We start from the raw sequence: 21,406 nt of genomic DNA, 5'->3' as shown, positions 1-21,406 counted from the left end.
AGACTGTCACTCCTTTAAATCTTCCAAATGTGGCTTGAGCCATGAGTGGAATGTCGAAGAAAATAAGTTAATGAAGAACTTTATCCCCAGTACGCAAGATATGGAGACAAAAAAATATGGATAAATTTGAATTGTTCACAACGTTATCCACAACTTGTTGATAAAATAGAGAACAAACAAATCTATTCACATTCAAAAGTAATACTATCATAGCAAAACAACCCCTGCTTTTCAATGATCGCAGATATTTTATCCACAAATTCAATCACTTGTGTATAAATATTAGGAACAACACTACATATTGTTGATAATATGTTTATGATTCGACAGCATACGTCACGGTGTGGATATTTTTATACACAGGTTGTGCTCATTTGCGGATAGTCGATTTTTATTATTAGTAACAGGTGGATAACTTTAGAAGCCTGTGGATTAGTTTTTTACTGTACAGGGTTGTGGATAATTTGATTCTCTGTTTAGCAGGAGAGGGACGTTCTATGAGGTTGACTTTTATCAATAAAATATGTTTAAATATATAAAGGTGTTTTCTCTGGTGATTTCTCCAAATGAAATGATAATACTGTAGATACTGTCCCTACTAAAGGACGGCTTAGCCGTTTTTGCTTATACGACAGTAATTAGTTCCTGTAAGGGAGGTGCAATACATGAGACCGACGTTCAAACCGAATGTTAGCAAACGCAAAAAGGTGCATGGGTTCCGCGCAAGAATGAGCACGAAAAACGGCCGCAAAGTGCTGGCAGCCCGCCGCTTGAAAGGCAGAAAAGTTTTGAGTGCGTAAGTTAGGACACTAAGAGACCACTGCGGTGGTCTTTTTTAAAATATAAAAAGGTTAAGTCTTTCCTTATTCTTTTTTATATTTCACCTGGAAACGGATGCCGTCCATAAAGGATGACTCAGCCGTTTCTTCTTGCTGTATAAGGCTCAAGAACCCCGCAAAGTTTGGTTTACGCTTCCAGCGTTTGCGCCACTTTGTGGGGTTGTTTCATTTATGAATGGAAATTCTAGAAGTCTTCATTAAAAAGAGGTTGGATAATGAGAGGCGGCGAAGCCGTTTATACCCGACCTTGAATGACCATACTAATTAGAAGGAAAATTCCGGGGAGCTGCTCAGCCGGTCTTTTAATAAGGAGATTGTCGTGCACAAAAGTTTGCGATTGCGAAACCGTGCCGACTTCAGCCGCGTATACCGCCATGGGAAATCATTTGCTAACCATCAATTTGTAGTCTATTGGGTCAGCAGAAAAGAGGTGGAACGGTTCCGGCTGGGTGTGTCGGTCAGTAAGAAGGTCGGAAATGCCGTCGTCCGCAACCGGATGAGAAGAGTGGTGAAGGAAATTGTCCGTCATCATGAACCCGAAATTGCCAGTGGACTGGACATGGTATTTATCGTAAGAAAGGGAGCTCTCGCGATGGAGTATGCGGAGCTCGAAAAAAGTGTGCTGCATGTGCTGCGCAAAGCCAAGCTTCTAAAGGCTTCCCGTAAATAAATAGAGGCTAAAGAGGCTTGTTTATTTGTATTCATAATTATGATATGATTTACGGTGCAAAGGAATGTTTATGAGAGGGGTTTTGAAGTGTCTCTATTGAAGACTAGACGTGGAAAATGGTTCCTCGTCATCGCTGTATTGGTGTTGTCGTTAGCTGTATTGTCGGGATGCTCTCCGTCGTCGACTACAGTTACGCACACTACGGAGGATTTGAAGAATGGGGGCTTATGGCAGAGTAACGTAGTTTACTATTTTGCATTGGCTCTAGATACGTTCGCAGAGTGGTTTAATGGACAATATGGATTAGCCGTACTGGTTATGGTTATCATTGTCCGCACGCTGATTTTGCCGCTTACTATGAAACAGGTGAAGAGCTCGCGTGCGATGCAAGCCATACAGCCGGAACTCCAAAAGATCCAGAAAAAATATAAAGACACGCCCGAAAAGGTACAGCAGGAAACCATGCGTTTGTTCCAGGAGAACAAGGTTAATCCTATGGCCGGCTGTCTTCCGCTAGTTGTGCAAATGCCGATTTTTATCGCTCTCTACAACTCTATTTATTACAATCCGGCTCTGCGGGAGCATTCCTTCCTATGGCTGCAGCTGGGTGAACCGGATCGTCTGTTTATACTGCCGGCACTTGCCGCATTAACAACATTCCTGCAAACCAGAATGATGACCAAAATGAACCCGACACAAATGCAAGGCCCAATGCAATTTATGATGATGGTATATCCTGTGTTGATTTTTATCATGTCCTACAATTTCCCGGCAGCTCTGCCTTTGTACTGGGTATATAGTAATATTTACACCATTGTTCAGAACTACTTCTTATACCGCAATAACGATACCACCCAATTGGCTGTCGCTGCTGCTGGAAACAGCGGTGGAGGCAAGGCATCGAAGGAGGCCAAAAAGTCAAAATGAGCAAAGCCGTCGCGACAGGGAAAACCATTGAAGAAGCTGTAGCACGAGGACTTACCCAGCTTGGAGTGAACAGGGACCGGGTAACGGTCAACGTACTGGAACAGCCGTCAAAAGGATTCCTGGGATTTATCGGTGCAAAAGCGGCTAAGGTCGAATTGGCCTTGCTGCCCGAAACAGCACCGTTATCAGCGGCGAGTTCTCCGTCACTGCCTCAGCAGTCAACCAGAGAGAGCAAACAAGAGGCTACCGGCGGTGTGCCGCGGCAGGATTCCGGACATCTGGCAGAGGAAGCTTATCAAGAGGCCATTGCTTTTATTGTGGATGTCGCCAAGAGCATGGGCCTTACGGTCGAAGTAGAGATCATCCATACCAAAGAATCAACTACCCTGCAAATATCGGGTCCGGATCTGGGGCTGCTGATTGGCAGAAGAGGACAAACTCTGGATGCCTTGCAATATTTGGCTAATATCGTAGCCAATCGTTATTCGGACAGCTTTATCCGGCTTGTGCTGGATGCGGAGAATTTCCGTGACCGTCGGAAGAAGACACTGGAAGAACTGGCTGACCGGTTGGCCAGCCGTGTCGTTCGTACCCGCAAAGAGGTTGTCCTTGAACCTATGTCTCCTCAGGAGCGGAAGATTATTCATTCCAGACTGCAGGATCATAGGCAAGTGAATACCCTTAGTAAGGGTGAAGATCCGAACCGCCGAGTCGTAATAACCTTGAAGTAAGACTATATTGCTGCAATGACTCCTTGTCCAATGTAAGGGGTCATTGTTTTTTTAGAATGTTATAGAGATAAGGGGTGAATGATGTCATGCTTAGCGATACTATTGCTGCTGTGTCAACGGCGATAGGCGAGGGAGGGATTGCGATCATCCGCGTAAGCGGTCCGGAAGCTATAACCCAGGTAGCACCTTTGTTCCGCAGCCGGATTTCGCTGAATGAGGCGGAATCCCACACGGTACATTATGGCCTAATCGTAAATCCCGGTGATGGAGAGAAGCTGGAAGAAGTACTGGTTACGGTAATGAAAGCTCCTCGCTCTTTTACCACAGAAGATGTTGTTGAAATTAGTGCGCATGGTGGAGTTATATCTGTAAGAAGAGTAATGGAGCTGCTGCTGCAGCAGGATATCCGCCTGGCTGAACCTGGAGAGTTTACCAAGAGAGCCTTTCTAAATGGACGAATCGATTTGTCACAGGCTGAAGCGGTGATTGATTTGATACGCTCCAAGTCAGATCGGGCCTTTTCTGTTGCACTGAAGCAAGTTAGCGGCTCTTTGTCCCAGCGTATCCATGCCCTAAGACAGACTCTGATTGAAACTTTAGCTCATATCGAGGTAAATATAGATTACCCGGAGCATGATGTGGAATCGCTCACGGCAGATTTTATTAAGACCAAGAGCAGTGAAGTTATGGAAGGCATTAATAAACTTCTTAAAACGGCAAATGAAGGGAAAATTCTGCGTGAGGGCATTACTACTGCAATTATTGGAAGACCGAATGTAGGTAAATCCTCGCTGCTTAACGCTCTTGCCCGTGACAATAAGGCGATCGTGACGGATATTCCCGGAACAACACGGGATGTTATTGAAGAGTACGTTACGATTAACAATATACCTCTCAAACTTCTGGATACTGCCGGAATACGAGAAACCATGGATGTAGTGGAGAAAATAGGCGTAGAACGTTCCAGGGTTGCGGTTAATGAGGCGGACCTGATTCTGCTCGTTCTAAATGCTAATGAACCTCTTCATGAGGATGAATTGGCATTGATGGAACAAATGGGCGGTAGACAAGCCTTAGTAATCATGAATAAAATGGACTTACCGTCCAGGTTGGACCAGAAGGTGCTGCTCCATTATTTTGATCCATCGAGTATTGTGCCTATGTCTGTTATTGAAGAGGAAGGTCTCGATAAATTGGAAGAAGCCATTTCGGCACTCTTTTTCGGCGGCAAGCTGGAATCGGGTGACTTGACATATGTCAGTAATGTACGGCACATCGCCTTGCTTAAAAAAGCATACCAATCGCTGCAGGATGCTTATGAGGCTGCGGATCAGTTCATCCCGATTGATATGATTCAGATTGATGTACGTCTCGCGTGGGAGCAGCTGGGTGAGATTATAGGCGATACCGCTGCGGATTCACTGCTGGACCAGATATTCTCGCAATTTTGCTTAGGGAAATAACATTTTTCTATTATAAGGAGGAAACAGGACATGAGTTATGAAGGAGGCAGCTATGACGTTATCGTCATTGGCGCCGGTCATGCAGGCTGCGAAGCTGCTCTGGCAGCGGCCCGGATGGGCTGCAGTACGTTGATGATTACCATTAACCTGGATATGGTTGCGTTCATGCCCTGCAATCCGTCTATTGGCGGACCTGCCAAAGGACATGTAGTGCGCGAAATTGATGCGCTCGGCGGAGAGATGGGCCGTAATATAGATAAGACTTTTATTCAACTGCGTATGCTTAATACAGGAAAGGGTCCTGCGGTTCACGCCCTGCGGGCACAAGCGGATAAATTTCTGTATCAGCACGCGATGAAAGAAACGATGGAGAAGACACCGAATCTGACTTTGCGCCAAGGAATGGTTGAGACGCTGATCGTTGAAGATGGCCGCTGCGCCGGGGTCGTGACCAAGACCGGAACGGTATATCACAGTAAGACTGTTATTTTGACTACCGGAACTTATTTACGTGGTAAGGTGATAATGGGCGAGCTGACTTACGAAAGTGGTCCTAACAATCAGCAGCCTTCTGTCCGTTTGGCGGATAATTTGCGTGAATTAGGCTTTGATCTCGTTCGATTCAAGACAGGTACACCACCGCGTGTTCATAAAGATACCATTGATTTTACAAAGACAGAAATTCAGCCGGGAGATGATAAGCCTAAATTTTTCTCCTTTGAAACGAAGTCTTCCCAGAATGAACAGCTTCCATGCTGGTTAACCTACACTTCTGAAGTAACGCACCAGATCATTAATGATAACTTGCACCGTGCACCGATGTTCACAGGTATCATTGAAGGAACGGGTCCCCGTTATTGTCCTTCTATCGAGGATAAAGTGGTGCGGTTTAGTGATAAATCAAAGCATCAAATCTTCCTGGAGCCTGAAGGAAAAAACACATCGGAATACTATGTACAAGGTTTGTCTACCAGCCTTCCGGAAGATGTGCAGCTAGCCGTTCTTCGTTCAATTCCGGGTATGGAGAAGGTAGAAATGATGCGCAATGGTTATGCTATTGAATATGATGCAATGGTTCCTACCCAGCTATGGCCTTCACTGGAAACCAAACGTCTGCCAGGGCTTTTTACAGCCGGACAAATTAATGGCACTTCCGGTTATGAGGAAGCTGCTGGTCAAGGTGTCATCGCCGGCATTAATGCAGCCCGCAAAGTACAGGATAAAGAACCGGTGGTACTGGACCGGTCACAGGGATACATTGGCGTATTGATTGATGATCTTGTCACTAAAGGCACCAATGAACCTTACCGTTTGCTCACATCCCGTGCGGAATATCGCCTGCTGCTTCGGCATGACAATGCTGACTTGCGTCTTACACCGATAGGCTACGAAATTGGTCTCATTCCACAGGAGCGGTTCGAGCTTTTCACGGAGAAGAAGAACCGGGTGGATCAGGAAATCAAACGACTGCAGGAAACCAAAGTAAAGCCTGTAGATGTGAATTCTATATTGGAAGAAATGGAGTCTGCTCCTATCGTGGACGGAAGCAACCTGCTTACCTTAATGCGTCGTCCGGAGCTTGGATATACTCTGGTCGACATGGTGTCTCCTTCGCCGGTAGAATTGGATGAAGATATGAAGGAGCAAGTAGAAATTCAAATTAAATATGCCGGATATATTGAAAAACAGCTGCAGCATGTAGACCGTTTGCAGAAGATGGAGAAGAAAAAAATACCAGATGATATTGAATATACCGATATTCACGGGTTAGCCATTGAAGCAAGGCAAAAGCTTTCGAAAATTCGCCCGATATCGATCGGACAGGCTTCCCGTATCTCCGGTGTGACACCAGCAGATATTTCTATACTTCTTGTATATTTGGAACATTACAATCGGGTAACAGCGGCGAAAGGATAAATAATGGATCATACTGTAGTGCAATTTACACAGCGTTTGCAGGAAAAAGGAATCATCTTACAGGCCTCCCAACTGGAGCAGTTTGAGCTGTATTACCAGGAGTTGGTGTCCTGGAATGAGAAAATGAATCTAACAGGAATCACTGAGCGGGAGCAGGTCTATACGAAGCATTTCTATGATTCCATTTCTTTAGCTTTTCACCTAGATTTTAGCGGTATTAAAAGTTTGGCGGATATCGGCTCGGGGGCAGGCTTTCCGGGAATCCCTCTTAAAATTTGCTATCCCCATCTAGAGTTGACGATTGTAGATTCTCTGAGCAAGAGAATATCCTTTTTACAGCATGTGTGTAATGAGCTGAAGCTGGAAGGGGTACAACTCATCCACGGCCGTGCTGAAGATGTGGCTCGTCAATCCGGACATCGTGATGCTTATGATTTGGTTACGGCCCGGGCTGTCGCCCGTCTTTCATTGCTTAATGAGTTTTGTCTGCCTTTTGTGCACAAGGACGGATTGTTTGCTGCTATGAAAGGCAGTGATCCCTCAGAAGAGCTGGCGGAAGCCAAATTCAGCCTTAAAGAACTACGCGGGCGTTTGGAAAAAGTTGAGTCTTTCAGTCTCCCTATTGAGGAGTCGGCAAGACATATTATTTTAATTCGTAAAACGGCACTGACTCCGGCGAAATATCCGCGTAAGGCAGGGCTTCCGGCTAAATCACCTTTGATTTGATTGTTTCACGTGAAACAATTTTGCCTAAAATAGGTTTTCTTAAAGAGCGCTCTCTGCAAATGGATTCATATGCGGGAGTGCTCTTTTTTGAAGCGGAAAACTATTAATGATGCAGGAAAAAATGATCCATATGAAGAATAGGATTATGAGTAGAAAAGTGATAGAATAATAGAGTAAGCTCGTAAGCGGTACGAATAATTAATGGACCGCGCTGTTCTGAAACCGTACGATATGCTTTTCCTGTCATGTAGGTAGAGAAGATCGTACTATAACGAAATTAGGTGGTTATGAACGGAATGAAAGAACAATTCACCAAACTGTTTGGATTTACAGAGCGGAGCAGCGGAGAAGAAATCAAACAAATCCCGGTCCATGAAATTGTCACCAGTCCCTATCAGCCTCGGACCATTTTTGATGACGACAAGATAGATGAACTTTGTCAAACGATTAAAACTCATGGGATTATTCAGCCAATAGTTGTCCGTATGCGTGACTCGCAGTATGAGATCATTGCCGGCGAGCGGCGTTGGCGGGCTGTTAAAAAGCTGGGTATGGAGAGTATTCCCGCTATTGTTCGTGAATTCAATAACTCGCAGGCTGCTTCTATTGCACTGATTGAGAACTTGCAGCGAGAGGGTTTGACCTCTATTGAAGAGGCTTTCGCGTATCAGAAATTGATAGACCTTCATCAACTCACTCAGGAAAGTCTGGCACAGCGTCTTGGAAAGAGCCAGTCAACGATTGCTAACAAAATTCGTCTGCTGCAGCTGCCCGAGGAAGTTAAGACGGCTCTAATGGAACGTAAAGTTACGGAAAGACATGCTCGTTCTCTCTTGTCCCTGGACAATGAAGAGATGCAACTGAAGGTACTGTCAGAGATTATTGCCAAAGAGCTGAATGTTAAGCAAACAGAGGCGCGTATTGCATTTTATAAGGAAGTTACAAAGAATAAAAAATCTAAACGGATTTCCTATACAAAGGATGTTCGACTAGCCCTGAACACGATCCGTCAATCCATTGATATGGTTACAGGATCGGGATTAGAGATTAAGACGTCGGAGAATGACCGCGGCGATCACTACGAAATTATTATACAAATACCAAAAAGATAAAATCTATTCAAAGCTGAGGGCGGCCCTGAGGTGATTGGCCGCCTTTTCCATGGCTTACTTCTTGTCGTATTGGCGATACACAAAAACAGTAAATAGCGCATATATGATGCCTACAACAGAAGATTGTTCCTAACTATTCGAGGTGAAATAAGTGTCCAAGATTATTGCCATAGCAAATCAAAAAGGCGGTGTCGGTAAAACAACGACCTCTGTGAACCTGGGAGCCGGTATGGCTACCCTGGGAAAGAGAGTGCTTCTTGTCGATATTGATGCTCAAGGCAACACTACCAGCGGCGTTGGCATCAATAAAGCGGATGTAGCCAATTGCATTTATGACATCCTTATTAATGAAGTGAACCCTGGGGAAACAATTCTGGAAACACAGATCGATGGACTGCATATCATTCCGGCTACTATTCAATTAGCTGGAGCAGAAATCGAACTGGTATCGACCATTTCCAGAGAATTGCGTCTTAAGAAGGCGTTGAATTCAGTTAAAAGTAATTATGATTACATTATTATTGACTGTCCTCCTTCGCTAGGCATCCTAACCATTAATTCACTCACAGCTGCTGACTCTGTGATCATACCGATTCAATGCGAGTATTATGCGCTTGAAGGTCTTAGTCAACTGCTCAACACTGTTCGTTTGGTACAGAAAAATCTAAACCCTCATCTGATGATTGAAGGGGTATTATTAACCATGCTTGATGCCCGTACGAATCTCGGGATTCAAGTTATAGAAGAAGTGAAAAAGTATTTTCAGGAAAAAGTATATAAAACGATTATTCCGCGCAATATTCGACTAAGCGAAGCTCCATCGCATGGACAGTCAATTATCACCTATGATCCCCGTTCTAAAGGAGCGGAAGTGTATTTAGAGTTGGCAAAGGAAGTGATTTCTTATGAGTAAAAGGTTAGGAAAAGGGCTCGATGCACTCATTCCATCCTTGTCTATTAACGAGGACGATAAGGTGGTTGAAATTCCGCTTGGGCAGCTTAGAGCGAATCCCTACCAGCCGCGTAAAGATTTTAATGAGGAAGCGATTCAGGAATTGGCTGAGTCCATACGACAGCATGGGGTCATTCAACCCATTATTGTCCGCAGTGTTTTAAAAGGTTATGAAATCATCGCCGGAGAGCGAAGATTCCGCGCATCCCAATATTGTGGCAAGGCTACGATCCCCGCTGTCGTCCGGAGTCTCAGTGATCAGCAGGTTATGGAGATCGCGCTGATTGAAAACTTACAGCGGGAGAACCTGAATGCCATGGAAATTGCAGTCGCTTATCAGGGCTTGATGGATCAATTTTCACTTACTCAGGAAGAGCTTTCACTCAAGGTTGGCAAATCCAGATCTCATATTGCTAACTTCTTACGATTACTTTCCTTACCGGCAGAGGTAAAAGATTATGTTTCACGTGGAACAATTTCCATGGGACATGCCCGGGCAATTGTGGCTTTGAAAGATCCGGAATTGGTGAAGCAGCTTGCAGAGCAATGCGTGGAGCAGCAGTGGAGTGTTAGAGAACTGGAAGAAACAGTGAAGAACCTTGATCGTAAACCTGTCAATGGAATTAAAGCTAAAATCGTGAAACGTGATCCTTACATTGCTAATGTGGAAGAAACCCTGCGTGAAAGATTCAAAACAACAGTTAAGATAAAGCAGGGAAAAGAAAAGGGTAAGATTGAACTTAATTATTACAATGCTCAAGATCTCGAAAGACTTTTGGAATTATTGGGAAATTAATAAATGGATGACCTTGGAACATATCCTGAGATATCCGCAACCGGATAAGGAAGGATATGTTTTTTGGACGAAATAGGGCAGCAAATATGAGCGGAGGAGGGGAAGGATTGAAAGAGCTTTTGTATTTGGATCATGCCGCCACCTCTTGGCCTAAACCGCCAGAGGTGGCAGAGGCCATGCTGAAGGCTTTGGAACAATCTGGAGCCAATGCTGGAAGGGGAAATCATGCTCTGGCCATGGGGGCAGGCAGAGTGCTTGTAAGAGCGCGGAGTGCATTGGCTGAAATGTTTGCAATAACAAATGCCCAAGATATTGCGTTTACACACAACACTACTGTGGCACTAAATATGGCCATTAAAGGAACCTTGACCAGGGGAGACCATGTTATTTCCACCATGACAGAGCATAACTCCGTTCGTAGGCCGTTAGAATATTTGCGTAGAACAATGGGTATTACCGTAGATTATTTGCAGGTTAACGAAGAGGGCCAATTGGAATTACAGGAAGTAGAACAAGCCTTCAGGCCCAATACTAAAATGGTCATTTGCAGCCACAGCTCCAATCTGCTCGGCAGCATTCTTCCTGTCGGAGATATTGGGGATTTGGCCAAATCGCATGGAGCAGTATTTCTGGTAGATGCTGCCCAAAGCGCGGGTTCACTCCATATCGATGTAGGGTCGATGAATATCGATCTCCTTGCATTTCCGGGACACAAGGGGCTGCTTGGGCCCCAGGGAACGGGGGGGCTATATATATCCCCTCGGTTAGACTTGGAACCGCTAATACATGGGGGTACGGGGAGCCAGTCCGAGAACAATGAACAGCCTTCAGTGCGGCCGGATAGATATGAGGCGGGTACGCAAAACGCGGTGGGTATTGCCGGATTGCTGGCAGGTGTACAAAAAGTTAAATCTATAGGTGTAGACCTGATCCATGAACGTGAATGGGAGCTGACTCAAGTGTTGATGGAGGGACTAATCCATATACCGGGTATCAGATTGCTTGGACCCGTTCATGGAGCCTCCCGGACAGGCATTGTTTCATTTGTAATTGAAGGACAGGACTCAGCGACAATCGCCCATCATTTGGATCGGGAATATCAAATAGCCGTTCGGGCTGGACTCCACTGTACACCGTTAGCGCACAAGGCTATGAATACGCTGGAAAGTGGCGCCGTAAGGGCAAGTGTGGGCGTAGACTCGACAAAGCTGGATGTGAGCAGGATGCTGGATGCTATGGGAGAGCTTTATGGCAAGACAGGCACTAGATAAAAAAGAAGGATGGGTAATCCATGTCAGAAATGAATCAATTCATAAATGAGCAATTACTGTGGTTTGTTATAGCTTTTTCAGGGTTTATTCTGTTGTTGCTAATTATGGTTATGGTGCAAGGAGCCAAGCTACGTACGGTTCGCCGCAGGTATGAAGCCATGATGGCCGGAAGTGGTGTTGAAGATTTGGAAGGCTTACTGGTAGAGCTGAGAAATCAGGGCGAAATGCTGGAAGATGAACAACGGCAGCACAAAGAGATCCTTCAGGCTGCACAGAAGAAAATCCGCGGTATGAAGTCCAATGTAGCAGTTAAGCGGTATAACGCATTCGGAGAACGCGGGAATGATCTTAGCTTTTCATTGGCTATCGTTGATGACAACCGAAATGGCGTTGTGCTTACGAGCTTGCATAATCGTGAGAATTCATACATTTATGCTAAACCGCTGCAGGCAGGTGAATCGCAGTACTCCCTGTCTCCGGAAGAAAAGGATGTTATTGCTCTCGCGCTGCAGCAGATTTAGAAGAGTGCATGTGCCACTGTTTTAAGGCGGTATAGAGACTGGAAGCGATAATGTCCGATAATCGCATGACTAAGCTTAATCTAGTGTTTTGAAGAACAAAGTATTCCATGAAGCCGCCGACATTGACGATCCCTGTTAAGTGGATATCGCCTACCGGCGGCAGTTGTTTGTTTACACCCGCACCGGGTCTTAAAGGCCCGTCTACTACCTGGATGCAACCGACACTGGCAGAATGCCCGAGGCAAGCATCAATGCCGATAATAAAGGGATTACTGAATTTTTGATTTATTACTGCTAGTGTATCTTCAAGATTGACGGCATGTACCGGTTCTTCAAGCGTGCCGTATAAATGGAACAATGGGCTATGATAGCGGGAAAGGGCGGTGCCGACAAGCGGGCCGAGAGAGTCGCCGGTGGAACGGTCTGTACCAATACAAACAACGACGATATCTGTGCCAGGATGCGTATGCGAAAAGTGAAAAAGTAATCTGTGAATGATCGCTGAATAGATTTCGGGATCAGCATGTGATATTTTTAAACCAGATGATTCCTGCAAGGGTGAGGTATTTGAAGAATAAGACATATCATCTTCCTTTCCGGGCTGATTCTATTTGTTGATATCTAGTATATGGATGAAAGAGCGATTTTATACTCGGGTGAGTAAGAGATAGGACAAGAAACCTAGAGGGGGAGCAGGGTATGGAAAATGAGATGCTGATAGCGTTTGACTCTACCCAGCAGGCGCTTCGGGCCGAAATGCTGCTTGAATATGCAGAGATTGAAATCGATATTTTTCCGACACCGAAAGAGATTACGGCAGGCTGCGCGATGTCCATTCAGTTTTTCCGGGATGGGTTTGAGGCAGTGAAAAAGATAGTTGCAGAACAGGAAGTTGAAATCAAGGGGATCTATAGCAAGGGTCCTAATGACGGTTACACATTGATTTGGGGGTAAGGAGGAGCTTATGAATAAGTGGTGGTTGGAAGTAAACTCATCTGAGGAAGCGGTGCAGCAAGCAATACAGTTCAAGGACAAGGTTTGGAACTGGGTAACGGATGCCGATATGTGGGCCAATATACTTTTTTCAGGCTTGCGGATTATCATCATCTTCATACTGACCCGGATTATTATTAAAGTGGTTAATAAAACCATTGACCGTTCTCTGGAGCGCAAAACCAATACGCGGTTGTTATCAAATGCCCGGCGGTTTACAACAGTAGGTGAGCTGCTGAAAAATGTAGTGACGGTCATTTGCAACTTTGTTATGATTATTCTCATTTTATCGGAGTTTAACTTCGAGCTTGCGCCATTACTGGCAGGAGCCGGTGTACTTGGTCTGGCGGTAGGTTTCGGGGCCCAAAGTCTGGTCAAGGATATTATTACCGGGTTCTTTATTATTTTTGAGGATCAATTCGCGGTTGGTGATGTGATTCAGACCGGTACTTACAAGGGCACTGTAGAAATGATCGGACTGAGAACAACCCGCCTGCTCAGCAGCACCGGAGAAGTACACATCATTCCGAATGGCACCATAGCCAATGTGACGAATTATTCGCTTTCCAATGCGCTGGCTGTGGTCGATGTGCCCGTTAAGATGGAACGAAGTCTGGAGGCGACGCTGGGGCTCATAGGAGAAGCTCTTAGAGGAATTGAGGATCGCAACGAGAGCATACTTGCCTATCCTAATGTGCTGGGTATTCAATCCATGAGCACCTCAGAGTACGTTATCCGCGTGGTGGCGAGCTGTCTGCCAAATGCCAGAGATGCAGCAGAACGCCAAATTCAGAGCGAAATTAAGCAAGCGTTGGAGCGGCAAACCGGTTTGGAGGCTGCACCAGGGGAATAGGCGCTTTGGACAAGAGTATGACAGAGAGAATTATACGGAATACGACTGCGGCACCTGGAGCTCTCTGGGATTGTACGGGGGGGACAGTCGGTTATACAAAGGTAGAGAAGGAGAGGATCGAAGTGGTGGAGCGTAAGGCCTTCCAGCTTGGAGATACCGTGCAGATGAAGAAGCCGCATCCTTGCGGGACGAATGAGATGGAGATTATCCGCATGGGAATGGATATTCGTATTAAATGTACCGGTTGTCAGCATAGTGTATTAATTCCCCGCGCCAAGTTTGAGAAAAATATGAAGAAGGTTCTGCGCTCGGCAGAGGAGCCTTCCGGGCAATAATTAAGCTTGCAAAAGGGTAAGCTGCATGATACAATAATTCTTGCTGCGGAGAGGTACCCAAGAGGCCCAAGGGGGCTGACTCGAAATCAGTTAGGCGTGTCACAGCGTGCGTGGGTTCGAATCCCACCCTCTCCGCCATCTTCATTTTACATAGCAAATAATCAATCCTTCGCCCTTGTGGTGGAGGATTTTTAATGTCTTTTACGATAAATAATAAACGGTATTCCTGAAACGGCAAAAAGGAAGGTCCCTTTCGGGTCCTTCCTCAGAGGCAGTACATTAATGATGTTTGGAATTTCTCTGTATAAGCCGCTAAAGTGACTAGGTTTTGCATTAGGGCAGTGCTTTTTTAAGGCAATACCCTATCTACACTTCCTTGCTGACAATAGGTGCCAAATCAGAATCCCTGTGTTCGTGTTCGACTAGAAAGTCCAACGGAACCACACCTCTCTTTTGTACTGCCTGAGTTTATTATGGGCCGGCTAACTGCGTTCTATACATGAAGCTCCAAATTAGTGAACCCGAGCTTTTTCAACCTTTTTCCACTTGCGGTTCTTGTTTGTCGTCTCGGGGAAGGTATCCCCTTTTTTCATTTCAATTGGTTTGGGATTGGAAATTTGGGTATGGAAGCTTCGTGCTTCACCTACCTCCGTGTACATCCCGGGGTTTGGCGCTTTATCGCCCTTTTCATATTCGGTTTGTTCGCCCATGATATCCCTCCTTTTTTTGAAAAATGATATCCTTTGTATTGTGCTCACCCCGTGTTCTCTTCATGTACGAAACAGAGATGGATATTAACTACAGGATAATAAAGCTTGCATTGACTTGTCCATTTTGGTATATTAATATGGTTCGAGTTTGTGCTCGATCCTTGCTCCTGACGTGATCAGGGGCCTCAGACCATAAGGAGGTGAAAATTATGCGCAAATACGAAGTGATGTACATTATTCGTCCTGACATTGAACAAGAAGCTGTTCAAGCTGCAGTCGAAAAATTCCAAGGCATCATCTCCAATGGCGGGGAAATTACAAAGCACGATGTGCAAGGTAAACGCCGTCTTGCGTATGAGATCAAGAAATTTCGTGATGGCGTCTATGTTTTGGTTAACTTCACTGCAGAACCTGCAGTAGTTACTGAGTTAGAGCGTATCATGAAGATTTCGGACGAAGTTATTCGTTATCTCATTACGAACGATGTAGCTTAAGATCTTGTTAGCTTTGTAACCCATTTGCTCAAAAGGAGGAGATCCTATTGTTGAACCGTATCATACTGATTGGTCGGTTAACCCGTGACCCGGAACTTCGATATACACCAGCAGGTGTTGCTGTAACGCAGTTTACGCTTGCCGTAGACCGTCCGTTTACAAGCCAAGGCGGCGAACGCGAGGCGGACTTCATCCCGGTAGTTACCTGGAGACAGCTGGCGGAAACCTGTGCCAATTATTTGCGCAAAGGCCGTCTGACAGCCGTGGAAGGACGTATCCAAGTTCGGAATTACGAGAATAACGAAGGTAAACGTGTATACGTAACCGAAGTCATTGCCGATAATGTCCGTTTCCTGGAATCTACGCAGAACCGTGAAGGCGGAAATACTGCAAGTGGTGGCAGTATACCAGAAGAGCCTTCCTATGGTGGCGGCGGAAACAGTGGACGTGGAAATAACAATAATTTCTCACGTAACACCAACAATAATCAAGATCCTTTTTCGGGCGATGGTAAACCGATTGATATATCGGATGATGATTTGCCATTTTAATAAGGAAGGACTGAACAGAACATGGCTTTCAAACCAAGAGAAGGCGGAGACAACGACAAAAGACCGGCACGTCGTGGTGGACGCAACAAGCGTAAAAAAGTTTGCTTTTTCACTGTGAACAAGATTACTCACATTGATTATAAAGATACTGAGCTTCTTAAGAAGTTCATCAGCGAACGCGGAAAAATTTTGCCGCGTCGTGTAACAGGTACTAGTGCAAAATACCAACGTGCTCTGACAATCGCTGTTAAGCGCTCGCGTCAAATCGCGCTGCTGCCTTACACAACGGAATAGGATGCTACTCAGGACAGCCGGGAAGTCGGCTGTCTTTTCTTTACATATAAAAGCGCCAGGAGGCATGAAGATGATCAGACTCTGATTCATTTCGCAGATCCGTTCGGCAGGACTCCAAAGGGAGAGAATGTCAGAATCATCATGCAATTCAACAACGAAGAAGAGACACGGAATATTTATAACAAGATTGGTGCTGATGGCGGTCAAGTACTCGTGGAGCTGCAGAATACTTTCTTTGGAGCGCTGCACGGGCAAGTGGCCGACTCAAAAAACGGCATAATCTGGGTGCTTAATTGCTTTGTGTCCAATTGACGGGAGCAAAGGAATGTAGTAAATTACAGGTATCCTATAACTAAAGGGGAAATTTTGATGTTGGTGGCCGTTCTTAACTAAGCAATTTCATATCACCTTGAAGTAACAGCAGCAGACTCGTTTTATGGCGATTACATGCCTTATTTAAGTCTGTCACTGCGAAGGATTAGGTTACTTGAAGGGTGGATGATTTAGTTAAGAACACGCGAAGTGTCAAATGGCCTCTTTACGGCTGTTGTTCTCTTTGTGATTAACCGTGCTCTTGCAGCACGGTTTTTTCTGTTTTCAGGTGCCCTGGAAACCACAAGGAACAATACCGTACAAATGAGGGCAAAGACTGCCGTAGTGGCATTCTTTGCCCTTTTTTTGCGTTAAGGAGAAGTTACACCGGAAATGACAGCAACAGAGCAAAAGGAGGATATAAAATAATGAATTTACAAAGCTTACGCACACTGGAATACGATCAAATCAAGGAGGATCTGGCGCGTTATGCCGTGTCCTATGCCGGAGCCGATCATATCAAGAATATGATGCCCATGACCCACCTGCCGTCCATACACCGATCCATAGAAGAGACGGCGGAAGCCAAGGAACTGCTGGAGCGGGGATCAAGTGTCCCTCTTCCTTCTTTGGAAGGTATCGAGTGGATCATGTCACTAATGGGAACAGGATATTTGTACAATGAGCAGGATTTCACGGCAGTAGGTACGTTTCTGAACAGCTGCACCCAACTGCGCAAATACATGGCGTCCAAGGAGCAAAGCGCACCGAGGATCGGTTCCTATGCCTCTTCGCTGCTGGAGCTGAATCATGTCAAGGAAGAGATTGCCCGGTGTATCAGGTTCGGGTCCATCGATGACGGGGCCAGTAAAGGTCTGGAAAAGGTACGCAAGAGGTTGTCTGTAGCCAAAGAACGTCTCCACAAAAAGATCGAAGGTGTTATGTCCCGACATCAGTCCATCCTGCAGGAAAACATCTACAGCATGCGGAATGGGCGCTATGTTATCCCGGTGAAACGGGAGTATCACAAGCAGGTGAAGGGTTCTGTGCTCGATCAATCGACAAGCGGGCAAACGGTGTTCGTAGAGCCTTATGAAATTGCTGCTTTGCAGGGAGAAATGGATCTGCTGCAGGCTGATGAGGCCCGGGAAGAGGCTGTTGTTCTAAGCCGTTTAACAGGTCTGGTGGAGCAGGAGGAGAGCGCGCTGCGGCTTAACATTGAGGTGACGGGTACGTATGATTTTATTTTTGCCAAAGCAAAGTACGCCCGTTCTCTTGGTGCGCAAGCCGTCAGGTTTAATGAGCGCGGCATACTGCGGATGAACGGAGGCAGACACCCGATGCTGCAGGGCATGGTGCCGATCAGCCTGGAATTTGGGAAGGACTATAAATCACTTATTGTAACCGGGCCTAACACAGGCGGCAAGACGGTAGTCTTGAAAACGCTGGGGTTGCTGACCCTAATGGCGCAATCCGGGCTGCTGATTCCCGTGGAGGCCGATAGTGAATTTACAGTTTTCTCGGATGTAATGAGTGTAATTGGTGACGGTCAAAGCTTGGCGCAATCGCTCAGTACCTTTTCTGCACAGATGAAGAGCATCGAGGGCATGCTGCGCGGCGCCGGAAAAGGCGTGTTGCTGTTAATTGATGAGCTGGCTGCAGGTACGGACCCCGGGGAAGGAATCGCACTATCCACTGCAATTTTGGAGGAGCTGAGCCGTAGAGGCGCGAACATTATCGTCACTACGCATTTTAATGAGTTAAAAGCTTTCGCGGCCGCCACGCCGGGATTCCAAAACGCGAGGATGGAGTTCGACAAGGATACCCTGCAGCCGTTATACCGGCTGACCATTGGTGAAGCAGGCGAGAGCTATGCGCTGCAGATTGCCGAGAAGCTAGGAATAGATCGAGCGGTAATTGACCGATCACGGCAAATTGTACAGGAACAGCGCCAGGAGCGGGGGCTCCGGGATGCACATGTACAGCAGCGGAAGATAAAAACTCAAGAACCTGCAGATAAAGGATCACGCTCAAAGCAATCGGAAAAGGAGGTCATCGACGGCGAGGACAACTGCAACGAGACAAACGGGAAGGCGCTGCCGCACTCTTTTGAAATTGGCGATGCGGTGTATGTCAGCTCCTTAGGCAGAACAGGGATCGTATTCGAGAAGAGAAACGGAATGGGCATGATTGGCGTTATGATCCAGAAGCAAAAAATGTTCGTCAACCACAAGCGGCTCAAACCTTATATATCCAAAGAGGAGCTGTATCCGGACGATTACGATTTCGATATTATTTTTGAGAGCAAGGAGAACCGCAAGAAAAAGAAGCTGATGAGCCGCAAATATGTTGAGGGAATCAGCATCGTTTATGATGGAGAGGACAACTGACAACCCGCATATTAGATAGAGAGTCTGCCTACTCGGGCAGGCTTTTTATATTAATTTCAATAAATTACAAATTGTATGCTATTAAAAGGGATCAACACCAGAATCAGTACTTGACAAAATGTTGCAGGTAGGGATACGCGGATTCGAGCCGTTGGGCGGACTGTATAGCCCTTGATATGAACGAAACTGTCAAGCGCCGCTGTAGCAACTCCGTTTTTGGCGCACTTAAACAAACCTATCAATAGACGTCTTTTAAAGAGAGCCCCCTTTTTCCAAAGGGGTTGACTCTGAGTGTGACTTCTTTCCTTACACATTAGGGAGGGAGCATGTCCTTAGCTTGGAGGCAAAAATCATTCGCTGGTCGGCATCCTGATATTCGTGGGTTTACACATGGTATTAATCCATCTGAAGAGCCTGCCGCTAACTATTTTCGTCCATCGTTCGCAAGCAAACGGGCACAAAGGGCTTCCGCGGCGTTTCTCTTCACCTTGCTCGATTTTGCCTCCAAGGTAAGTCATGCTCCGGCTTCCTGGCATTCATCTCCTTTCCTTTAGGGAGTGATTTTTCAGTGGTATACAGCGTCACATTGCAGTAGACGGACGGAGAGGGTTACCCGGCAAGCTTGGACTCCGGGACGGGGTTTCGGTCGTCCATCTCCAAAGCTCGGGCAATCGCCCATACAAATCCGGCAAGCTCCCGGGCAATGGCGGCTACGATCTTCGATTTGTGCTTCCCTTTTCCCAGCATGTTCATATATTTGCGGTGCAACCGGTTCTGTGCCTCCCAGGCCATCCGCTGCACCTCCGGCGGCAGTCCGGTGATCCGCTCGCGCAGTTTGCGGCGCACTCCCGGCGAGTGCCGGTAATGGTGGGCAGCTTCGACCAGCACCCGTCGCAAATGCGCATTACCGGCCTTGGTCAGCTTCCCCTGACTGCGGCTCACGCCGCTGGAGTGCTCGCTGGGCACCAGACCACAGTAACTCATGAATGAGGGGGCGCTGGCAAACCGCGTCACGCTGACCATCTCCGACACCAGCGTCGTGGCGGTGAGTGTAGCCACCCCTCGCAGCGCCTGAAGCGCTTCAATAAGCGGCGCCTGCGCATGGGTGTGGGAGAGAAGCTCGATCTCTTTTTCGTAACGCCGGAGTCGTTCTGCCGTTTCTCGAATGCTCTCCCGGTATTCCTGAAACACCATACGGTGGCAGGGACTCTCGAAGCGGAGGGTGTCCAGCCACTCTTCGTAGGCGAAGGTCCATGCCTTGACCTTGCTTGGGGGAGCGAGCTGCAAGCGTAGCAGAAACTTGCCCATGCGCTGCTTGTGGCGGTTCATATCTTCTTTTGCGTCCTCCCGGGCTCGAACGAGATCCCGGAGAGCTTCCTCCTCAGGGGATGGGATGTAAACACCGGTCAGCTCGCCGGCACGAAACAGCTGAGCCAAACGCAGCGCATCCCGCTTGTCGGTCTTGATTCGGTCGCCGGCCCGCTGAGGGATGAGGGAGGGAGCGACAACCGTACAGGAAATGCCGGATTCCAGCAGCCAGCGGTGAAGCATGTACCCGGTGGGCCCGGCTTCGTAGCAGACTTCCAGTTCCGCTCTGGATTCTCCGGAACCTTGCAACTGCTGCAAAAGCCTTAGAACACGTTCCCTGGTATGTTCGATAATCCCCCAGAAGCGGGGTTCGCTTCGGCCCTCGTCCGCGATGGCTACAGCAATTTTGGCTTTGGATACGTCTAATCCAATATACTTTTTGGCGATACTCATTAGTAAACCGACTCCTTTTTGTTTGTTAGCTCTGAATTGGAATCTTTGAGCCATTCACTCTTAGGATTTCCATTTCAACCTACGAGATAAACAAATTGCGATGTCGGTTTCGTTCATGATAACTATTATCGTGCTGATGTACTAAAAGAGATCAGACCCGGACTGAGGTGACGCTAATTGTAGGTTCAATGCCTTCTTAAGCCCGCTTTCAGCAAAATAAGTGCACCTCTGTCCGCCAAATACGAAATCGGGGGTGTTTCAAGTAGATAGAGTCTCCTGGGTCCGTTCACAACCCGATAATTTGAACTTAAGAATTTCCTTTACAGATATCGGTCATAACTATGATTTGGTTTGGACTTCCGGCCGCCGACCAACTCAGTTCTTTTTTGGTAAATCAACACGCTTATATTTGCTGTAAGTAGTTAGGACCAGCTTCTCAAAAGTCCGAGTAATTCCTTTTGCACAGTATCCCTCTCCGTCAAGAACTGATATTGGTGTTGAGCCATAAAAAGTTTTGTTAAAGTAAGCAGCAACCGAAAGGGTTTCTTCCTTCTTTATTCTTGGTGAATGGGTTATAGCCGTACCGGTTATTGTTTTACGGGAACTGTGCAGCGGGACGGGCGCCGCCTGATTGCCGTAATCATGGGAGCAAAGACCAGCCAAGAACGTTTCGAAGAGACGGCCAGATTGTTCGATTACGGTTTTTACTACAGCTTGTCTTCGGGGGAGAAAGTCAAGCATATTATAAGCATGATAGGTTCTTTCCTAGTCTAATATCCAAGCACCGT

At 46.5% G+C, this 21,406-nt stretch carries 24 protein-coding genes and 1 tRNA gene; 22 read left to right on the top strand and 3 right to left on the bottom strand.

Features of this window, described 5'->3' with window-relative positions; genetic code table 11:
- The first annotated feature begins 665 nt into the window (after positions 1-665).
- The 12 genes from rpmH (at position 666) to PaeBR_RS23950 (ending at position 11,925) form a co-directional block, all read left to right on the top strand.
- Positions 666-800: a 50S ribosomal protein L34 gene (gene rpmH, locus PaeBR_RS24005; protein WP_025337168.1), complete on the top strand. Its 135-nt coding sequence runs from the start codon at positions 666-668 to the stop codon at positions 798-800.
- Positions 801-1,158: 358 nt separating this feature from the next.
- On the top strand, positions 1,159-1,509 hold the full coding sequence (rnpA, locus tag PaeBR_RS24000) for a ribonuclease P protein component (RefSeq protein WP_410512925.1): 351 nt from the start codon (positions 1,159-1,161) through the stop codon (positions 1,507-1,509).
- Positions 1,510-1,596: 87 nt separating this feature from the next.
- Positions 1,597-2,436, top strand: coding sequence for a YidC/Oxa1 family membrane protein insertase (locus PaeBR_RS23995; protein WP_410512924.1), 840 nt, complete (start codon positions 1,597-1,599; stop codon positions 2,434-2,436).
- The gene (jag, locus tag PaeBR_RS23990) at positions 2,433-3,167 is read left to right on the top strand and encodes an RNA-binding cell elongation regulator Jag/EloR (RefSeq protein WP_410512923.1); all 735 of its coding nucleotides are present in this window, start codon (positions 2,433-2,435) and stop codon (positions 3,165-3,167) included. Before PaeBR_RS23995 ends, jag begins: the two co-directional genes overlap by 4 nt.
- An 86-nt stretch (positions 3,168-3,253) precedes the next feature.
- A complete protein-coding gene (gene mnmE / locus PaeBR_RS23985) occupies positions 3,254-4,630 on the top strand; it encodes a tRNA uridine-5-carboxymethylaminomethyl(34) synthesis GTPase MnmE (protein ID WP_410512922.1) in 1,377 nt (458 codons plus the stop codon).
- A 30-nt stretch (positions 4,631-4,660) separates the two neighbouring features.
- The gene (mnmG, locus tag PaeBR_RS23980) at positions 4,661-6,547 is read left to right on the top strand and encodes a tRNA uridine-5-carboxymethylaminomethyl(34) synthesis enzyme MnmG (RefSeq protein WP_410512921.1); all 1,887 of its coding nucleotides are present in this window, start codon (positions 4,661-4,663) and stop codon (positions 6,545-6,547) included.
- 3 nt (positions 6,548-6,550) lie between these two features.
- Entirely contained in the window at positions 6,551-7,273 is a 723-nt protein-coding gene (gene rsmG / locus PaeBR_RS23975) for a 16S rRNA (guanine(527)-N(7))-methyltransferase RsmG (protein WP_410512920.1), read from the top strand.
- A 296-nt stretch (positions 7,274-7,569) separates the two neighbouring features.
- Complete coding sequence (gene noc, locus PaeBR_RS23970; protein ID WP_410512919.1) at positions 7,570-8,385, top strand: nucleoid occlusion protein; 816 nt, start codon at positions 7,570-7,572, stop codon at positions 8,383-8,385.
- A 151-nt stretch (positions 8,386-8,536) separates the two neighbouring features.
- Positions 8,537-9,298, top strand: coding sequence for a ParA family protein (locus tag PaeBR_RS23965; RefSeq protein WP_410512918.1), 762 nt, complete (start codon positions 8,537-8,539; stop codon positions 9,296-9,298).
- Positions 9,291-10,133: a ParB/RepB/Spo0J family partition protein gene (locus PaeBR_RS23960; protein WP_410512917.1), complete on the top strand. Its 843-nt coding sequence runs from the start codon at positions 9,291-9,293 to the stop codon at positions 10,131-10,133. Before PaeBR_RS23965 ends, PaeBR_RS23960 begins: the two co-directional genes overlap by 8 nt.
- A 107-nt stretch (positions 10,134-10,240) precedes the next feature.
- Complete coding sequence (locus tag PaeBR_RS23955; protein ID WP_410512916.1) at positions 10,241-11,404, top strand: aminotransferase class V-fold PLP-dependent enzyme; 1,164 nt, start codon at positions 10,241-10,243, stop codon at positions 11,402-11,404.
- Between the two features lie 20 nt (positions 11,405-11,424).
- Positions 11,425-11,925 carry a DUF4446 family protein gene (locus PaeBR_RS23950; protein WP_410512915.1) on the top strand — a complete coding sequence of 167 codons (501 nt, stop codon included), beginning with the start codon at positions 11,425-11,427 and terminating at the stop codon, positions 11,923-11,925.
- Here PaeBR_RS23950 and yyaC read toward each other — a convergent pair.
- Positions 11,897-12,508: a spore protease YyaC gene (yyaC, locus tag PaeBR_RS23945; RefSeq protein ID WP_410512914.1), complete on the bottom strand. Its 612-nt coding sequence runs from the start codon at positions 12,506-12,508 to the stop codon at positions 11,897-11,899. The genes PaeBR_RS23950 and yyaC overlap by 29 nt on opposite strands.
- A gap of 116 nt (positions 12,509-12,624) precedes the next feature.
- Here yyaC and PaeBR_RS23940 point away from each other — a divergent pair, with 116 nt between their 5' ends.
- The 4 genes from PaeBR_RS23940 to PaeBR_RS23925 all read left to right on the top strand — a co-directional run bounded on the left by PaeBR_RS23940 (position 12,625) and on the right by PaeBR_RS23925 (position 14,244).
- A complete protein-coding gene (locus tag PaeBR_RS23940; RefSeq protein ID WP_410512913.1) occupies positions 12,625-12,879 on the top strand; it encodes a DUF3343 domain-containing protein in 255 nt (84 codons plus the stop codon).
- 10 nt (positions 12,880-12,889) lie between these two features.
- Complete coding sequence (locus PaeBR_RS23935) at positions 12,890-13,771, top strand: mechanosensitive ion channel family protein (protein ID WP_410512912.1); 882 nt, start codon at positions 12,890-12,892, stop codon at positions 13,769-13,771.
- Between the two features lie 125 nt (positions 13,772-13,896).
- Entirely contained in the window at positions 13,897-14,106 is a 210-nt protein-coding gene (locus PaeBR_RS23930) for a DUF951 domain-containing protein (RefSeq protein WP_410515297.1), read from the top strand.
- 47 nt (positions 14,107-14,153) lie between these two features.
- A tRNA-Ser gene (locus PaeBR_RS23925) sits at positions 14,154-14,244 on the top strand.
- Positions 14,245-14,618: 374 nt separating this feature from the next.
- Here PaeBR_RS23925 and PaeBR_RS23920 read toward each other — a convergent pair.
- Complete coding sequence (locus tag PaeBR_RS23920) at positions 14,619-14,816, bottom strand: YjzC family protein (protein WP_410512911.1); 198 nt, start codon at positions 14,814-14,816, stop codon at positions 14,619-14,621.
- Between the two features lie 209 nt (positions 14,817-15,025).
- Here PaeBR_RS23920 and rpsF point away from each other — a divergent pair, with 209 nt between their 5' ends.
- The 5 genes from rpsF to PaeBR_RS23895 all read left to right on the top strand — a co-directional run bounded on the left by rpsF (position 15,026) and on the right by PaeBR_RS23895 (position 18,857).
- Entirely contained in the window at positions 15,026-15,310 is a 285-nt protein-coding gene (gene rpsF / locus PaeBR_RS23915) for a 30S ribosomal protein S6 (protein ID WP_025706808.1), read from the top strand.
- Between the two features lie 47 nt (positions 15,311-15,357).
- The gene (gene ssb, locus PaeBR_RS23910; protein ID WP_410512910.1) at positions 15,358-15,861 is read left to right on the top strand and encodes a single-stranded DNA-binding protein; all 504 of its coding nucleotides are present in this window, start codon (positions 15,358-15,360) and stop codon (positions 15,859-15,861) included.
- Between the two features lie 21 nt (positions 15,862-15,882).
- Positions 15,883-16,155 (top strand): 30S ribosomal protein S18, encoded by a 273-nt coding sequence (gene rpsR / locus PaeBR_RS23905; RefSeq protein WP_189028979.1) that lies wholly within the window; start codon positions 15,883-15,885, stop codon positions 16,153-16,155.
- A gap of 141 nt (positions 16,156-16,296) precedes the next feature.
- On the top strand, positions 16,297-16,467 hold the full coding sequence (locus PaeBR_RS23900) for a VOC family protein (RefSeq protein WP_410512909.1): 171 nt from the start codon (positions 16,297-16,299) through the stop codon (positions 16,465-16,467).
- A 428-nt stretch (positions 16,468-16,895) separates the two neighbouring features.
- Positions 16,896-18,857, top strand: a complete 1,962-nt coding sequence (locus PaeBR_RS23895; protein WP_410512908.1) for an endonuclease MutS2 — start codon at positions 16,896-16,898, stop codon at positions 18,855-18,857.
- Between the two features lie 609 nt (positions 18,858-19,466).
- Here the strand turns inward: PaeBR_RS23895 and PaeBR_RS23890 are convergent.
- Complete coding sequence (locus tag PaeBR_RS23890) at positions 19,467-20,618, bottom strand: IS110 family transposase (RefSeq protein ID WP_410512566.1); 1,152 nt, start codon at positions 20,616-20,618, stop codon at positions 19,467-19,469.
- Between the two features lie 567 nt (positions 20,619-21,185).
- On the opposite strand from PaeBR_RS23890, the gene PaeBR_RS23885 reads away from it, so the two are divergent.
- Positions 21,186-21,392, top strand: coding sequence for a hypothetical protein (locus tag PaeBR_RS23885; protein WP_410512907.1), 207 nt, complete (start codon positions 21,186-21,188; stop codon positions 21,390-21,392).
- The last annotated feature ends 14 nt before the right edge of the window (positions 21,393-21,406 follow it).

The organism is Paenibacillus sp. BR2-3 (genome assembly GCF_046529485.1).
Classification (GTDB): Bacteria; Bacillota; Bacilli; order Paenibacillales; family Paenibacillaceae; genus Paenibacillus_AQ.
This window is presented reverse-complemented; position numbering and strand designations above follow the sequence as displayed.